The organism is Amylibacter sp. SFDW26, assembly GCF_009184395.1.
Lineage (GTDB): Bacteria > Pseudomonadota > Alphaproteobacteria > Rhodobacterales > Rhodobacteraceae > Amylibacter.
Window position 1 is genome coordinate 81,657 of the sequence record NZ_WEIC01000002.1, and the last position, 16,893, is coordinate 98,549.

The following is a 16,893-nucleotide window of genomic DNA, read 5'->3' on the forward strand; positions in this document are numbered from 1 at the left end:
TATTTAAAAATACATCAGATGTGCGTTTATGCAAAGGTAAACTATGGATCATTGGACAGAAATTAAAACCGCATACGAAGTCGTCCGTTTGGGCACTGTCAGTGCAGCCGCTGACGCTTTAAACGTACACCGCGCCACAGTCATTCGACATATTGACCTGCTAGAAGCAGAGCTCGGCACGAAATTGTTCCAACGACACGCACGTGGATACACTCCAACAGAGGCAGGCCAAGATTTATTGCGTGTCGCAAAAACCACGGATGAGCAATTCAACCAACTTGCCATGCGCACCAAGGGCAGCGCATCAGAATTATCTGGCGAGCTCGTCATCACATCACTGGAATCTATGGCTTCTATCTTGATGCCCGCCATCAATACGTTTCGCACAGAGTACCCAAACGTCATCATCCGCTACATCACCAGCGGCCGTGTGATAAAACTGGAATACGGCGAGGCACATATCGCCATTCGCGCAGGCCCAAAACCAACGGAATTGGACAACGTCGTTCAACCCTACATAACATCCGAGATGGGGTTATATGCATCCAAAGATTATATTGACCGCAAAGGCACAAACATCGACATAACCGACCACGATTTCATTGGCCCGCATGATACAAATGTTGGCGCGCCATTCTTTAAATGGCTTCTCGCTAACATCCCATCGGAACAAATCGTTTTACGCACCACAAACGAAAGCGTCGGCACAAAAGCCGTACTCTCTGGAATAGGTGTTGGCTTTATGGAGACCAACAGAGCCAAAAGAAACGGTTTGGTAGAAATCGTAGCCCCCAAAGAGGAATGGAGCGGACAAACATGGTTGGTCACACATGTGGACTTACACCGCACAGCCAAAGTTCAAGCTTTCTTAAACATCTTAAAACAGCGCAATATTTAAGAGCTTATCAATCCATGTGGATACAAACCTCGGTTAATGTTCACGGAATACTGATGTAGTGTGATTGGCAGCACAGCAAGTTTATAGCCTATGCATAGTGCAATTAAGCACATGAAAGGCTCTTTATGGTACTGGCAATTAACCTTAAATCCCGCATTTTTTTCATTGTATCACTGGCAATGCTTTCTCTATCATGGACCCAAACACTCAGGGCCCAAGAAACAGTGAAATTGCCCAACTATGTGATTGAGCAATATGGAACGCCCCCAGTAGTCCCAAAAGGCCCATTGCCAAAGGCACTGCGGTCAGCCGTAAAAGTAGCATTTATTGATAGTATGGCCCAATCAACTTGGGGAAGAGATCAAACATTAGCTTTGGCAGAAATTTCTGAATCAAAAGACCCTCGGATTGTTTGGCTTATCAGTGATTTGATGCGCTTCGCATCTAGTCCACAGCTAAACACAGTGCTGACGACTGCTGCTAATGATTTACTTGGTACAAACTTATCAGACCGAAATAGTTGGGGAACCGTTACCGATCACCTCATCGCTTGGGATATTCCAGAACCCCCAAATTACCTGCGTGTTAAACGTGCTATCTTCACAAGCGTTTTTCCTGGCTGGGACAAAATATTTGTAAAAGGTGACATTGATTGGAGATTGGTATCATGGGGCGGCGTTCTTATCGACAACCGCGCATACGATACAACAGATGAAGCCTGTAATTGCATTCCTGCGGCTGATAATCCTGAGGTAAGTAACGCAAAAGATGCCACATGGCTCAAAGACAGCGACATTGTTTTTGGCATTGAAGTGAACGGTGAATATCGCGCCTATCCTCGTCAAATTATGGAAGTTCGCGAAATGGTGAACGACACATTGGGGGGGCGTGATCTAGGAATTCCTTACTGTACTCTATGTGGTGCGGCACAGGCATATTTTACCGACCAACTGCCACGAGGCGTTAAACGACCAATATTGCGCACCTCTGGATTGCTAAGTCGATCCAACAAAGTGATGTACGATCTCAATACCTATTCTGTTTTTGATACGTTCTTAGGTCACGCGGTCACAGGACCACTTGCCAAAAAGAACATCAAACTTAAACAAGCGGCGGTCATCACAACAGATTGGGGAACTTGGAAGAAAGAACATCCAGAGACAACGGTGCTACTTGAAAGATACGCACTTGGTCGCGACCCAGATTTTCGCAATGGACGTGATGCCAATGGCCCAATATTTCCAATTGGTGATGTTGATCCACGTTTGCCAGTCCATGAAGATATCATTGGTATCGTTACAGCATCAGGCAAACCAGTGGCCTTTCAACGAAGCAAAGCATTTGTAGCTTTAAAAAAAGGCAAGGAAATCTCTTTTGAAAATATCCAACTAAAACTGGATGCTGGTGGTATAAAAGCGGTGGATGCAAACGGCTCAGATCTTGGTAGTCATCAGGCATTCTGGTTTGCGTGGTCTCAGTTCCACCCACAAACGGCGCTCTGGCCTCGGTGAAGTAACTTCTGATGCACTCAAGCAACAAATCAACCCCAACGCATATTTTGCTTCCATTCCTAACGATTCGGGCATAAAAGCCCCAAATCCGTGCAAATTCACGGACTCCATGGGCCCTGCTGGACGATATCCCGGCTTGCGCCATTAACTCTAACCAAGGAGACCCCGATGTCGATCACTGCAGAGCGTAAAGCTGAGCTAATTAAAGAGTATGCAACAAAACCTGGTGACACTGGTTCCCCAGAAGTTCAAGTTGCTATTCTTACTTCACGTATCTCTACACTTACAGAGCACTTTAAAACCAACAAAAAAGACAACCACTCACGTCGTGGTCTTTTGAAAATGGTTGCTCTACGTCGTAAGCTGCTAGATTACACAAAAGGCAAAGACGAGGCGCGTTACCAAGACCTTATCAAACGCCTAGGCATCCGCCGCTAATACTCAAACGCACTCCTTCGGGGGTGCGTTTGCATTTTGACTAAGGGGCCGTGATCCCCTGCAATGGTGCAAAATCACAAATGTCCGTTGATCGGCAGGCCTGCCCGCCCCACCGATCGGATGATATGAAACAAGGGCACGGTCGCATACCAACGGGTGGCACCGTTATGAAAGAAGAAACGTTATGTTTAACGAAGTAAAAAAATCCATAAAATGGGGTGAAGAAACCCTTACACTTGAAACAGGCAAAGTTGCACGTCAGGCTGACAGCACAGTGATCGCTACATACGGCGAAACTTCTGTTCTAGCTGCCGTTTGTTTTGCAAAATCAGAAAAAGAGGGCCAAGGCTTTTTCCCTCTGACAGTGAATTACCAAGAAAAATACTACGCTGCGGGTAAAATCCCGGGTGGTTTCTTTAAGCGTGAAGCACGCCCAACAGAAAAAGAAACACTGACAGCACGTCTAATCGACCGTCCAATCCGCCCGCTTTTCGTGGACGGTTTCAAACACGAAGTTCAAGTCACTTTGACAGTTCTATCACATGATCTGACAAACGACCCAGATATGGTTGCGATGATCGCAGCATCTGCTGCGCTTACACTATCAGGCGCACCATTCATGGGCCCAATCGGCAACTGTCGTGTTGGTTTTGAAGAAGGTCAATACGTTCTGAACCCAACAGTGGACGATATGCACGATCTGAAAAACAACCCAGATCAACGTCTGGATCTTGTTGTTGCAGGCACCAAAGACGCTGTGATGATGGTTGAATCAGAAGCATACGAGTTGACTGAGGAAGAAATGCTGGGTGCGATCAACTTTGCACACGAGCAAATTCAGCCAGTGATCGACATGATCATCGACATGGCAGAAGACGCAGCAAACGAGCCTTTCGATTACCAACCAGCAGATTACAGCGATCTTTATACAGCTGTTAAAAAAGCTGGCGAAAAAGGTATGCGCGCTGCTTACGGCAACACAGACAAACAAGAACGCACAGCCGCTGTTTCAGCAGCACGTGAAGCGATTGTTGAAGGCCTATCAGAAGATCAAGCCGCAGACACAAACTTGGGCACATGTTTGAAAAAACTAGAGTCCGAAGTTGTTCGTGGCGACATCGTGAAAACAGGCAAGCGTATTGATGGTCGTGACCTATCTACAGTACGCCCAATTGTATCTGAAACAGGTATCCTACCACGTACACACGGTTCTGCGTTGTTCACACGTGGCGAAACACAGGGCCTTGTTGTCACAACATTGGGCACTGGCGATGACGAGCAAATGATCGACGCATTGAACGGCACATACCGTTCGAACTTCTTACTACACTACAACTTCCCTCCATACTCTGTTGGTGAATGTGGTCGTATGATGGGCCCAGGCCGTCGTGAAATCGGTCACGGTAAATTGGCATGGCGCGCGTTGCAGGCAGTTCTGCCAGCAGCAACTGACTTCCCATACACAGTGCGCGTTGTTTCAGAAATCACTGAATCAAACGGCTCGTCTTCAATGGCATCCGTTTGTGGTGGTTCTTTGTCTATGATGGACGCAGGCGTTCCACTAAAAGCACCAGTTGCTGGTGTGGCTATGGGTCTGATCTTACAAGACAGCGGTGAATATGCTGTGCTTACTGACATCCTAGGTGATGAAGATCACTTGGGCGACATGGACTTTAAAGTGGCAGGTACTGAAAACGGTATCACATCACTGCAAATGGACATCAAAGTGACAGGCATCACAACAGAGATTATGGAAAAAGCTATGGCACAAGCCAAAGACGGCCGTATCCATATCCTGAATGAAATGGCAAACGCTTTGACAGAAGCTGGTTCTTTCTCTGAACACGCTCCACGTATTGAAACGATCAACATCAACCCAGAAAAAATCCGCGAAGTGATCGGTTCTGGTGGTAAAGTGATCCGTGAAATCGTGGAAACATCTGGTGCGAAAATCGACATCAACGACGACGGCGTAATCAAAATCGCATCTTCGAATGGCGAACAGATTGAAACAGCCCGCAAGATGATCATGGACATCGCAGCAGAACCAGAAGTAGGCACAATCTACACTGGTAAAGTTGTAAAAGTCATGGACTTCGGCGCATTCGTAAACTTCTTTGGCAAACGCGACGGACTTGTGCACGTATCCCAAATGGCGAACGAGCGCGTAAATCACCCGAACGATTTGGTTAAAGAAGGCCAAGACGTAAAAGTGAAATTGATGGGCTTCGATGACCGCGGCAAAGTTCGCTTGTCTATGAAAGTGGTTGATCAAGACACTGGCGAAGAAATCGCCGCTGAGAAAAAAGACTAATCTTTTAACTCAGTCAGAATTAAGAAAGGCCTCGCATTCGCGGGGCCTTTTTTATGTGCTATAATAAACTAGATATAGAGCTTACCTTGGCTCACGCGTCTGAATTTCCAATATCAGCGCACGACCAATATCAGAGACAATTTTATTTCGAAGCTGAAAGTCTGCGTCATTTTCAGTCAGATAAATTGCTGCAAGATATTGCCCGCCATCAGGAACCTGTAAGAAGGCAATAATACTACGCGAACCAAAGCCGCCAGCACCCGTTTTATCTCCAATAACCCAACCATCTGGCAAATGCGCTCTGATCAATGCATCAGCAACCTGATCATCAATCATCCATTGTGCCAGCTGTTTTGCAGAGGCAGGTTTTAACACGTCACCCAAAAGAAGTGTTTCAAGAGTGCTTAAAATAGCGCGTGGCGTTGTTGTATCACGCAAATCACCTGGTGTTCCTTCATTCAATTCAGTTTCCCATCGGTCAAGGCGAGTAGTGGCATCACCAATCTTGCGTAAAAAATCTGTTAATCCTTTAGGACCGCCCATCGTTTCCAAAAGCAAATTAGCTGCAGTATTATCGCTGATCGTTATTGTTGCTTCACATAAACTTCCCACACTCATCCCAACCTGAACATGTTCTTCAGTTACTGGCGAATAAGACACCAGATCATCTTCTTGAAAGTTCACAAGTCTGGAAATATCCTCTTGTTCTGCATCAACACGTGCAAGGACCGCACCGCAAAGAAGAGCCTTGAACGTACTGGACATTGGGAAGCGTTCATCTGCACGCATTGCGATTTCCCAATCAGAGGAAACATCCCTTAACAAAACACCAATACGTGCCCCCAGTTTTGCTTCCCAATTGCTAACGGTTTTCTGCACTCCTTGGGCAAAACCAGCTCCAGCAACAGATGTACTAATCCCTGCGATTATTATGAAATGATACAAAATTCTCTTCGATAATCCTACCATGACTACTCTCCAATTTCTTTGCTTTAATACCTGTGTAAATTTATCTCTTGAAACAAATATGCAATAGCATCGATGCATCATAAATGTTCCTTCAAAATTGCACTTAGATCACCAACTCTTAATTTTTCAAATAATAAAAGACGCATTTAAAAATAGCGTTGAAGGTTAGGCAAAATTTTGCGCATTAAATCGATAAAGCGCGGCGATATTAAGACAGCACAGCAAACATAACCCTTCGATCTAAATCCCCCAATTTAACCCATCGGCGAATATCGCGGCCCGAAATCAATTGCTATCTCGAACTCATCGAACGCAATCCCGTGTTCAGCATATTCGGAGTTACACACATGAGAAAAACAACAACAGCCCTAAGCGCCCTAGCAATCGCAGCTGCCCTAACACCAGCTCTAGCTGCCAGCGCCCCAGAGGTGACGGATCAAATCGTCGCGCAAATGAAAGAGCAAGGCTACACAAACATCACTGTAGAAACTTCGCTTCTGGGTCGCACAGAAATCGAAGGCGAAAAAGACGGTGAAGAACGTGAAGTGGTTCTTAATAAATCAGGTGAAATCCTACGGGACGAAGTTGAATTGGAAAGTGACGACGACTAGTGGTCAGTAATAAGGCTGCATAGATTCCCGTCTCGCGGCTATAGTATCCCTTTCCTTTTCGCGCCACCTTTGCCAAAAAGGTGGCGCAACTTTTTGAAGGTTTATGATGTTACCATCTGTCATACGATTTATCCTGATCATCCAAATCATCTGCGCGTTGGTGTTCATCTCTGAATTCATCGGGCAAGTGTTCGGCATCAAAGCATTAGACCTGCCATGGCAATGGCACGAATACATCGAAATATCCGCCGTCGCAGGTTTGCTGATCGGCATGGGCGTTACCATATATACCCTACGCGCCACATTACAGCGCAACCGCAAAATCGAAGATCAACTGTTGCTGGCCTCTGGTGAGTTCGAAGAATTATTAAAGTTGAAATTCAAAAAATGGTCTTTGACCAAAGCCGAAAAAGACGTGGCGCATCTGATCATCAAAGGCTTCACTACATCAGAGATTGCAGAGTTTCGTGGCAAAAGCGAAGGTACGATCAAAGCCCAAAGTGCCGCTGTTTATAAAAAGGCTGGTATGGGCGGGCGCACCCAGCTTTTGGTCTCTTTCGTCGAAGACATGGTTGATCATGGGCAAGAAAAAAATACACCTGTGACCTAAGATAAATTCATATAAAGATCACAGATATGACCATCACGCGCAGCTATGAAGCACGCATGGCAACAGATGCAATCCTTGTAGAAATCTGTATCATCGCCGCCATCAATTAACCTTTCGCGTATGGCAAACTGTCATACGTGCTGTGCACGTTCTGTGCACGTCGATCATACATCCTGTTTTGATGTGTTTTCGTATGGGTTAACACAAAGTTCGCCATACTGTTTTCTGGACATGGGATCACCGCTTGGGTAGCTAAGACACATACTCAAATCTCAGGAGATACCCCATGTCCATTACCCGTATGCATTCATCTGAACGCGCCACCCAAATCGTCATTCACAACAGCACGGTTTATCTGTCAGGTCAGGTTCCAAATGATGTCACCAAAGACATCCAAGAACAGACACAGGATTGTTTGGATAAGGTCGAGGGACGTTTGGTCGAAGCGGGATCAGACAAAGATCACATCCTATCTGCCACAATATTCCTGCGCGATATCGACCGTGACTTTGCCCCAATGAACGAGATTTGGAATGCTTGGGTTGCAGGCGGCGAAAAACCAGCACGCGCTTGTGTCCAAGCACATATGGCACGCGAGGCAATCTTGATTGAGATATGTATAGTCGCAGCTGTCAAAGACTAGACTTGTATATGAAGCGTAGATTTACTCATTGCCTGCGCTTCCTTTAACACACTGTTTTTAAACAATATATATTAAGTCACAATTCTTAACACTCCTGTGAAAATGTGTGATGGAATAAAACAAAGTTCCGCCGTGTTTTCTCAATATCCAGCTCACAGAATAGCTGGTTTTGAATTACACACTTAGGAAATAGAAATGAAATTTACGAAATCAATTGCTGCCATCGCAGCAGCATCCGCACTATCCACAACAGCAGCCTTTGCTGATGGTCACGCTGGCGGTCATGGATATTACATCCAAGGGTCACTTGGCTTTAACCAATTGCAAGATACAGACCAATCAGGTGCCCCAGGCACAGTCGCATCAGATTACGACGGTGGTTACAATATCAGCGTTGCGGTTGGTAAGAAAATCCCAGCATGGGGCGGCACACGTGCAGAGCTAGAACTTTCATACAGCGAAAACGATGCTGATACGATTGACTTCTCTGGCAACGGTGCAGGTAACGAGGCAAATGTTGCGGGCGACATCAACTCAACATCGATCCGTGCAAACTTGCTTTATGATTTCAAAACAGCTGGTAAAATCACACCATATGTAGGTGCAGGTGTTGGTGTGTCTTTCATCGATTCAAGCATAGCATACGGCGGCGCACCAGTACGTATCGATGATGATGACACAGTGCTTTCAGCACAATTGATTGCTGGTGCAGCTTATAAAATCTCTGACAACTTAGATCTAACATTGGATGCCCGTTATAGCCGTGCATTTGGCGTAGAATTCAGCCGCGTCAGCCCAGGTGGCACAGCGACTGTAGAAGATGATTTCGACAACCTAAGTGTAAACCTTGGTCTGCGTTTCGCATTCTAAGAACATACGAACCCCCAGAGCTGCCCTGGGATGATGTGGTCATTAATGCAAACTGAAGTAGCGTAATATGTGTAATGAGTATCCAACAGTTTGCCGGCGGTAAAAAATAAATCCACATCGACTGCGGGGTCGTCTTGCTGGCCCCGCAGTTAATATATTTAGCTTGGTAACGATGTCTTGCGTAGATACGGAAGGACCGTTTCAAATTCACCAAACTTCGCAGTTGCATCTTCATTGCTAACTGTTGGTGGAATAATCACATCTTGGCTTAATTCCCAGTTTGCAGGCGTCGCAACACCGTGTTTCGCAGTTGTTTGCAACGCATCCAAAGCCCGTAGGATTTCAGAGAAATTACGCCCAACTGTCATTGGATACGTCATCGACAGTTTCAACTGTTTATCTGGTCCAATGATGAACACAGAACGCACTGTTGCACTGTCCGCAGGTGTGCGGCCATCAGGCAAATACGCCTCTGCTGGTAACATATCAAAAGCTTTAGAAACCTCTAAACCTTCATCCGCAATGATTGGAAAACCCGCCGCAGCACCAGATACTTTTTCAATGTCCACTTTCCATTTCTTATGATCGGCAACACCGTCCACGGAAACACCCATCACTTTCGTGCCACGTTTTTCCCATTCGTCAGCAAGCTGTGCCACAGCGCCAAACTCTGTCGTGCAAACAGGTGTGAAATCCTTTGGATGGCTGAACAAAATCGCCCAGCTATCACCGATCCAATCGTGGAACTGATACGTTCCTTGATCTGTTTCAGCAGTGAAGTTCGGGACAACGTCATTGATACGTAAAGACATAATATTCTCCTATCTAAAATCGCAATTTACCCACAAGCTATGCTTGGCCTCACCAAAGGTCAATTCACTCGGCGCCTATGCGCCAAAGAGTCCACGCCGCATTAAGTTCAACCCTAAAAGAAGGAACAAAATCAAAAACGCCCGTGTAAACTGTGCCATGTTCATGCGTGCGCGTTGTTTTTCACCAAAATACATACCAGCAAATGTTGGTATCAGCATCAGGATACCAATAAGCGCAAGACGCGGTGTTAACTCACCAGATACGGTAAACCCTGCAACCAGAAAAAACGACTGCACTGCAAACATGACACCAAGTGTTTTTATCATAATATTATTATCAAGACGCAAAGACATCAGATACACCACCAAAGGTGGGCTCCAAATGGCTGTCAAACCACCGAGTATACCACTTGCGGCTCCTGAAATCAGTTGCGCGGGTGTGTTATATTTTTCATTCAGCACAGGCACAGAACCAAACAAGCTGGTGAGCGAGAAAACCACCATCGCCAACCCCACACAGGTTTGCAATATTCCCACAGAAACCTGGCCACCAATCAATGCCATAAAGAAAATCGCAATACATGCTGAAATGCAAAGCATCCAATGGCTCTTCAAAATAGGCCATACACTACCGCCAACCAAAGCCTGCCGCACATTGGTAACCATGATAGGAAAGACGATTATCGCAACAGCAACACGCGGTTCATATATGAATGTTAGAAACCCCACCAAAAGCGCTGGTAAGCCAATGCCAAGCGTCCCTTTCACAAAACCGCCTATGAAAAATAGACCGACGAGCAACGAAACTTCTAATATTGTCATAGCTATCTCTCGAATGAAAATGCACGCTAACGAATGGAACGCTTGCAATGGTGCATATTGGGTGTAACTGTCTAGAAAACCTCACACAAAGACAAGGTGTTTCACATGTTAGATAAACGCGATTTCTATATTAACGGTGCATGGGTTAAACCAGCTAAGGCAAACGATCTCAATGTCATCAATCCTGCCACAGAAGAGGCATGCGCAGTCATATCTTTGGGGGATCAATCCGATACGGATGCAACTGTTGCAGCAGCCAAAGCCGCTTTTGAACCTTGGGCCATGACACCCAAAGCAGAACGCTTGGATTATATCAAAGCCATCTTAGAAGAATACAAAAAGCGTAATGATGATATGGCCGAAGCCATCTCTATAGAAATGGGCGCACCCATCGATATGGCACGCGCTGCCCAAGCGGGTGCTGGCAGTTGGCACATACAAGGGTTCATCGACAGTTTCACAGAAATGGATTTCGAAGAAGCGCCATGGCCAAGCTCCCCTAATGAGCGCATCCTCCACGAACCAATTGGTGTATGTGCAATGATCACACCGTGGAATTGGCCAATGAACCAAGTCACGTTGAAAGTCATTCCAGCATTGGCAGTGGGTTGTACTGTGGTTCTAAAACCATCCGAAGAATCCCCATTATCCTCTATGGTCTTCGCTGAAATCATTGATGCGGTTGGCCTGCCAAAAGGCGTGTTCAACATGGTCAATGGCGACGGTGTAGGCGTTGGCAGTCAACTGTCCAGCCACGCTGATGTGGACATGGTCAGCTTTACAGGTTCCACACGTGCTGGACGCCTGATCACCAAAGCAGCCGCTGACACAATCAAACGTGTTACACTTGAATTGGGTGGCAAAGGTGCAAACATCATCTTTGCAGATGCAGACGAAAAAGCAGTTATTCGCGGCGCACGCCATTGCTTTGGCAACACAGGCCAATCCTGTAATGCTCCAACCCGCATGTTGGTTGAACGCAGCCGTTATGACGAAGCCGTTCAACAAGCCGCAGAAACAGCGGATGCAACACCCGTGAATGATCCATCTATGAATGGTCGCCACATCGGGCCTGTGGTCAACAAAGTACAATTCGATAAAATCCAAGGCTTAATCGAAACAGGCATATCCGAAGCCCGTCTTGTTGCAGGTGGCATTGGCCGCCCCGAAGGATTGAACCGTGGCTATTACGTCCGCCCAACTGTGTTTGCCGATGTAAACAATGAAATGACCATCGCACGTGAAGAGGTGTTTGGCCCAGTTCTGTCCATCATCCCGTTTGATACCGAAGAAGAAGCCGTTCGGATCGCCAATGACACAGTTTACGGCCTGACGAATTATGTCCAAACCCAAGATGCAGAAAAAGCATCCCGCGTGGCACGTCGTATGCGTTCTGGCATGGTGCGGATCAATGGTGAAGACAGCGCACACCCCTCACCCTTCGGCGGCTACAAACAATCTGGTAACGGACGCGAGGGCGGTGTTTGGGGATTGGAAGATTTCCTTGAAGTGAAGCACGTCACTGGGTTAAGCAGTTAATAATATCTGCAACCCTTTGAGGACAAAATGATTTCATTGCGTGTAATTTTATGTGCAGCGACATTCGCGGCTGCACCAGTCGCCTCTTTCGCGGCAACCTGTGGCGGTAACTTTAACAGTTGGATGTCAGCCCTGAAATCCGAAGCGGTTTCCAAAGGACACAGCAAATCCGACGTTAACAGGTTTTTCAAATCGGCACGCATTGATCCTAAAGTTATCAGGGCAGATCGCTCCCAAGGTGTTTTCCGCCTGACCTTCTCAGAATTTGCAGCACGCTCCATCAGTTCTGGCCGTATGAACAACGGCAAACGGAACATGGGGAAATACAAAAACACCTTCGCCAAAATTCAGAAAAAATATGGCGTGCAGCCCGCAGTGCTAACAGCGTTTTGGGCATTGGAAACCGATTACGGCGCTGTTCAGGGGAACTTTAACACGCTCAATGCTTTGATCACCCTATCGCATGATTGCCGCCGCCCAGAATTGTTCCGCCCGCAAATCTTCGCATTAATCGAACTGTGGAAGCGTGGCGATTTTAGCCCAACAAAAACCAAAGGTGCATGGGCTGGTGAGATCGGCATGGTGCAAATGCTGCCAGAGGATATTTTGCACCGTGGCGTCGACGGTGATGGCGATGGACGTGTACGTCTGAAAACCAGCGCCCCTGATGCCCTGCACACAGGGGGTCGCTTATTGAAAGATTTGGGATGGAACGCCAACCAACCCTGGCTGGTCGAAGTCACCGTTCCAAAAAATCTGGATTGGTCAGAAACAGGTTTAGACAAACAAAAACCTGTCTCTTATTGGGCCAGCAAAGGCGTGAAAGCACGCGGCGTAAAAATGCCATCTGGCAATCTAAAGGCATCCCTGATGCTGCCCCAAGGGCGCAAAGGTCCAGCGTTTTTGGCACTGCCCAATTTCTTCACCTATTTTGAATGGAACAAGTCTCTGGTCTACGTTTCAACCGCCGCCTATTTCGCAACACGCTTGAATGGCGCACCACCCTTTAACAAAGGCAAGCCAGATCCAGCACTAAGTGATGCAGGCATGAAGTCTTTGCAGAAAAAACTAAAAGCACGCGGGCATGATGTTGGCAAAGTGGATGGTATCTTGGGCGCTAAAACACGTGCTGCCGTGCAAAAAGAGCAAAAACGTTTGGGCTTTCCAGCGGATGCATGGCCAACGAAAGCGTTTGTTGCAAAACTTTAAACGTCCAACACCATTTCTTCGGCTTCTTGCAGATCAACTGAAACCAGTTGGCTGACACCCTGCTCTGCCATCGTCACACCGAACAAACGATCCATGCGTGCCATGGTTACGGCGTGGTGCGTGATGATCAGGAAGCGTGTGTCTGTGCGTTCCGTCATCTCATCCAACAGATCACAGAAACGCGTGACGTTCGCATCATCCAGCGGCGCATCCACCTCGTCCAGCACACAGATCGGCGATGGGTTCGCAAGGAACACCGCAAAGATCAAGGACAGCGCTGTCAACGTTTGCTCCCCACCTGACAGCAGTGAAAGTGTTGCCAGTTTCTTACCTGGTGGCTGACACATGATTTCCAAACCAGCCTCTAGCGGGTCATCACTTTCCACCAGCACCAAATTCGCTTCACCGCCACCAAATAGATGCTTAAACAAAATTGAGAAGTTTTTATTCACTTCATCAAACGCCGCCAACAAACGCTCGCGGCCTTCTTTGTTCAGGCTGGCAATTCCAGTACGTAACTTGCGAATAGCCGCTTCCAGATCAATCTTTTCTGCTGCCAGAGTATCATGTTCTTCTTTAACTTCTTTGGCATCTTCTTCGGCACGCAAGTTCACAGCGCCCAGCGCATCGCGTTGACGGCGCAAACGCATCACATCGTTTTCAACACGTTCTGCATTTGGCATCTTCTCTGGATCAATATCCAGCTGCTCTAACAGGTTCGCAGGACTAACTTCCAACTCTTCATGAATACGGTCAGCAGCTGTCGATACCTGAACACGCGCCGCATCTGAAACCGCATCGGCACGCGCACGGCTTTCACGCGCACCTGATGCCGCACGTTCCGCTTCACGTTCTTCATTTTCTGCATTGCGCAGTGCTGTTTCCGCTTCTGCCAATGTATCAGAGGCCGCTTTTAAACGTTCCTCAGCTTTGCCAATCGATTTGGAAAGCTCTTCGCGTTTCGCAAGAATTTCTTCAGGTGCTGCTGTTGCATCTTTCAACTCAGCTTCAGAACTTAACTTGCGCTCTTCCAGCTCAGCAATACGTTTGCCCGCTGTTTCTAAACGATAGCGCCAGCCGCTTGATTCCTTGGTGATCTCTTGCTGACGTTTCAAACGCGCTTCGCCTTCACGACGCGTTTCATCGAACATCGACCGTTTTGTCAGCATCGTCACACGTGCCGCTTCCACACCGATTTTCAGTGCTTCCACTTCTGCGCGTGCTGTATCCAGATCACCCAGATCGCGGATACCCAACTCTGCTTCTTTCAATGCAGTGCGCGCAGCCGTGGTCTCTTCTTCCAAACGTGAACGGGACAGTTGCAATGTTTCCAGCTTACCAGACAGCATATCGCGATCCGCTTCGGAACGGGACATCTGACGCGTAGCATCCGTTGCCTCATCATCCGCTGCTTTACGGTTACGACGCGCTTCGTGATCCGCCTCTGTCGCCGCCAGCAAAGCAGCATGTGCCGTATCAAACGCACAGCGTGCATCCGCAGCCTTCGCACCAGCCGTTTGATAGACATCTTTCAGTTCAGCCAAACGGTTTTCTTGTTGCAAACGCAATGCCGCCTCGGACGGTGCATCATCTGCACCCGCGCGGTATCCATCCCAGCGCCATAAATCACCTTCGACACTGACCAATCGTTGACCAGGTTTCAAATCAGTCTGCAACCGTGCGCCATCTGCACGGGAAACCAATCCGATTTGCCCCAAACGACGTGCCAAAACATCAGGCGCTGTTACATAAGCAGACAGTTTTTCAACACCTGCAGGCAATCCCGCATCCGATGCATAATCATCCAAACGCGCCCAACCAGAAACACCCTCTGGCCCCACAATCGGCGCTTTCAAATCATCTGCCAATGCAGCGCCCAAAGCTGCTTCATATCCAGATTTTGCACGCACATCATCAATCAACTGCGCACCTGTATCACGTGCACGCGCAATCACACGCTCCAGTGCTGCCACCTCTGCACCCAATGCATTTGCTTCACCTTCGGCTTCGGATAACGCGCCACGCACTTCGCTTTCAGCCGCTTGTGCATCCACGCGCTTGCGATCCATATCCGCCAACAGTTGTTCCGCACGCAAAGCCGTTTCATGCGCCACAGCATATTTCGTCTGTGCTGTTTTCAAACGCTCTTCGGCATCTTTCAACGCCTCTTCGGCAGAGGTTACAGATGAAACCGCAGCAGCACTTTGTTCTTCGCGTTTTTCAAAGACCTTTTGTGCGTCTTCCAACTTGCGGTGTGCAGATTGGTGGCGCGCTGACAGACGCGCAACATCTTCGGATTGTTTATCCAACCCAGATTCTTTTTCCTGCATAACAGCAGCAGCATCACGCGCTTCTTTGTTTGCAGCATCCACTTTTTCGTCATGTCCCAAAGAGGCTTTATCCAAAGCTTCTTTTTCCCACGTCAGACGGTCAATCGTTTCTGTCGCATCTTTGTTCAGGCCGTTTTCGCGGTCGATATCATGCCCCAGTTGCGCAATACGCGATTGCAACGTTTCAATGGTTTGGCGCGCACGATTTTCCTGATCGTTCAGCGTATCCCGCTCCACCATCAAACGTTGTACAATCGCACCTGCAATGGCTTCTTCTTCACGCAGTGGCGGCACTTTGCCTTCAAATTCTGTGCGTTGCTTCGCTGCCTTGCTAGCAGCAGTTTGTGCTTCACCAGCAATTTTTGTCGCTTCGGTCAAAGCTTGCTGTGCAGCCAATCGTGCCGCCTCAGCCTCTTTCCAGCGACCATACAACAACAGACCCTCAGCCTGACGCAAATCTGTGCCAATCTCACGGTACCGTGCAGCTTGGCGTGCTTGGCGAGCTAATGAGTTCAGCTGGCTTTCCAACTGTTCCAAAACATCATCCACACGCGATAGATTTGTTTCAGCCCCTTTCAGTTTCAACTCCGCTTCATGGCGACGTTGATACAGCCCAGAAATACCTGCGGCCTCTTCCAAAATGCGGCGGCGCGCTTTTGGTTTGGCGTTGATCAATTCAGAAATCTGACCCTGACGTACCAACGCAGGTGAATGTGCACCTGTGGAAGCATCGGCAAACAACATCTGCACATCGCGTGCGCGGGTCTCTTTACCATTGGCTTTATAGGCTGATCCAACATCGCGGGTGATCCGGCGGATCACCTCTAACATATCAGAATCATTAAACGTTGGTGGGGCGGTACGGTCCTCATTACCCATTAATAACGCTACTTCGGCGTAATTTCGTGCAGGCCGCGATGACGCGCCAGCAAAAATTACATCCTCCATACCGCCACCACGCATAGCCGTAGGACGATTTTCCCCCATTACCCAACGCAACGCTTCAAGCAGATTGGATTTACCGCAACCGTTTGGACCGACAACACCAGTTAAACCATCAGAAATCGTTAATTCTGTCGGATCCACAAAGCTTTTAAAGCCAGTTAGTCTGAGTTTGCTAAATTGCACGGTGCGTTTAAATCCCCTGATTCCGCTTGTTCTATAATCTGGTAGGGCAAACCCCACTGAGTCAACACTCAATACCCACTATGTTGCGTGTTTTTACAAGTTATCCACAACATATTGGTGCTTTATGGCCAATTCGCCGTATTTCACGGTCATTTTCGCCCGCTGCCGTTAACAGGCATCCGACAGTCG

At 47.7% G+C, this 16,893-nt stretch carries 14 protein-coding genes; 10 read left to right on the plus strand and 4 right to left on the minus strand.

The features are described from left to right. The first annotated feature begins 43 nt into the window (after positions 1 to 43). From F9L33_RS06655 to pnp, 4 genes are all read left to right on the plus strand, one after another. Positions 44 to 898, plus strand: coding sequence for a LysR family transcriptional regulator (locus tag F9L33_RS06655; protein WP_152141992.1), 855 nt, complete (start codon positions 44 to 46; stop codon positions 896 to 898). A gap of 224 nt (positions 899 to 1,122) precedes the next feature. After that, complete coding sequence (locus F9L33_RS06660) at positions 1,123 to 2,409, plus strand: DUF3179 domain-containing (seleno)protein (RefSeq protein WP_226804008.1); 1,287 nt, start codon at positions 1,123 to 1,125, stop codon at positions 2,407 to 2,409. A 168-nt stretch (positions 2,410 to 2,577) separates the two neighbouring features. Further along, the gene (gene rpsO / locus F9L33_RS06665; RefSeq protein ID WP_152141994.1) at positions 2,578 to 2,847 is read left to right on the plus strand and encodes a 30S ribosomal protein S15; all 270 of its coding nucleotides are present in this window, start codon (positions 2,578 to 2,580) and stop codon (positions 2,845 to 2,847) included. Positions 2,848 to 3,031: 184 nt separating this feature from the next. Then, the gene (gene pnp, locus F9L33_RS06670; RefSeq protein WP_152141995.1) at positions 3,032 to 5,161 is read left to right on the plus strand and encodes a polyribonucleotide nucleotidyltransferase; all 2,130 of its coding nucleotides are present in this window, start codon (positions 3,032 to 3,034) and stop codon (positions 5,159 to 5,161) included. An 81-nt stretch (positions 5,162 to 5,242) separates the two neighbouring features. Here the strand turns inward: pnp and bla are convergent, their stop codons facing one another. Beyond that, positions 5,243 to 6,130 (minus strand): class A beta-lactamase, encoded by an 888-nt coding sequence (gene bla, locus F9L33_RS06675; protein WP_152141996.1) that lies wholly within the window; start codon positions 6,128 to 6,130, stop codon positions 5,243 to 5,245. A 347-nt stretch (positions 6,131 to 6,477) separates the two neighbouring features. Here bla and F9L33_RS06680 point away from each other — a divergent pair, with 347 nt between their 5' ends. The 4 genes from F9L33_RS06680 (at position 6,478) to F9L33_RS06695 (ending at position 8,864) form a co-directional block, all read left to right on the plus strand. Then, positions 6,478 to 6,741 carry a hypothetical protein gene (locus F9L33_RS06680; RefSeq protein ID WP_152141997.1) on the plus strand — a complete coding sequence of 88 codons (264 nt, stop codon included), beginning with the start codon at positions 6,478 to 6,480 and terminating at the stop codon, positions 6,739 to 6,741. A gap of 103 nt (positions 6,742 to 6,844) precedes the next feature. Then, on the plus strand, positions 6,845 to 7,351 hold the full coding sequence (locus F9L33_RS06685) for a LuxR C-terminal-related transcriptional regulator (protein ID WP_226804010.1): 507 nt from the start codon (positions 6,845 to 6,847) through the stop codon (positions 7,349 to 7,351). Positions 7,352 to 7,637: 286 nt separating this feature from the next. Continuing rightward, positions 7,638 to 7,994: a RidA family protein gene (locus tag F9L33_RS06690; protein ID WP_152141998.1), complete on the plus strand. Its 357-nt coding sequence runs from the start codon at positions 7,638 to 7,640 to the stop codon at positions 7,992 to 7,994. A 195-nt stretch (positions 7,995 to 8,189) separates the two neighbouring features. After that, complete coding sequence (locus tag F9L33_RS06695) at positions 8,190 to 8,864, plus strand: outer membrane protein (protein WP_152141999.1); 675 nt, start codon at positions 8,190 to 8,192, stop codon at positions 8,862 to 8,864. Between the two features lie 158 nt (positions 8,865 to 9,022). Here the strand turns inward: F9L33_RS06695 and F9L33_RS06700 are convergent, their stop codons facing one another. Both F9L33_RS06700 and F9L33_RS06705 read right to left on the minus strand, forming a co-directional pair. Further along, positions 9,023 to 9,676 carry a peroxiredoxin gene (locus tag F9L33_RS06700; protein ID WP_152142000.1) on the minus strand — a complete coding sequence of 218 codons (654 nt, stop codon included), beginning with the start codon at positions 9,674 to 9,676 and terminating at the stop codon, positions 9,023 to 9,025. A gap of 75 nt (positions 9,677 to 9,751) precedes the next feature. Continuing rightward, positions 9,752 to 10,498: a sulfite exporter TauE/SafE family protein gene (locus F9L33_RS06705; RefSeq protein WP_152142001.1), complete on the minus strand. Its 747-nt coding sequence runs from the start codon at positions 10,496 to 10,498 to the stop codon at positions 9,752 to 9,754. 105 nt (positions 10,499 to 10,603) lie between these two features. Here F9L33_RS06705 and F9L33_RS06710 point away from each other — a divergent pair, with 105 nt between their 5' ends. After that, on the plus strand, positions 10,604 to 12,037 hold the full coding sequence (locus F9L33_RS06710) for an aldehyde dehydrogenase family protein (RefSeq protein WP_152142002.1): 1,434 nt from the start codon (positions 10,604 to 10,606) through the stop codon (positions 12,035 to 12,037). Between the two features lie 27 nt (positions 12,038 to 12,064). After that, complete coding sequence (locus F9L33_RS06715; protein WP_152142003.1) at positions 12,065 to 13,246, plus strand: lytic murein transglycosylase; 1,182 nt, start codon at positions 12,065 to 12,067, stop codon at positions 13,244 to 13,246. Here the strand turns inward: F9L33_RS06715 and smc are convergent. Further along, positions 13,243 to 16,704 (minus strand): chromosome segregation protein SMC, encoded by a 3,462-nt coding sequence (smc, locus tag F9L33_RS06720; RefSeq protein WP_152142004.1) that lies wholly within the window; start codon positions 16,702 to 16,704, stop codon positions 13,243 to 13,245. The genes F9L33_RS06715 and smc overlap by 4 nt on opposite strands. Positions 16,705 to 16,893 lie beyond the last annotated feature (189 nt).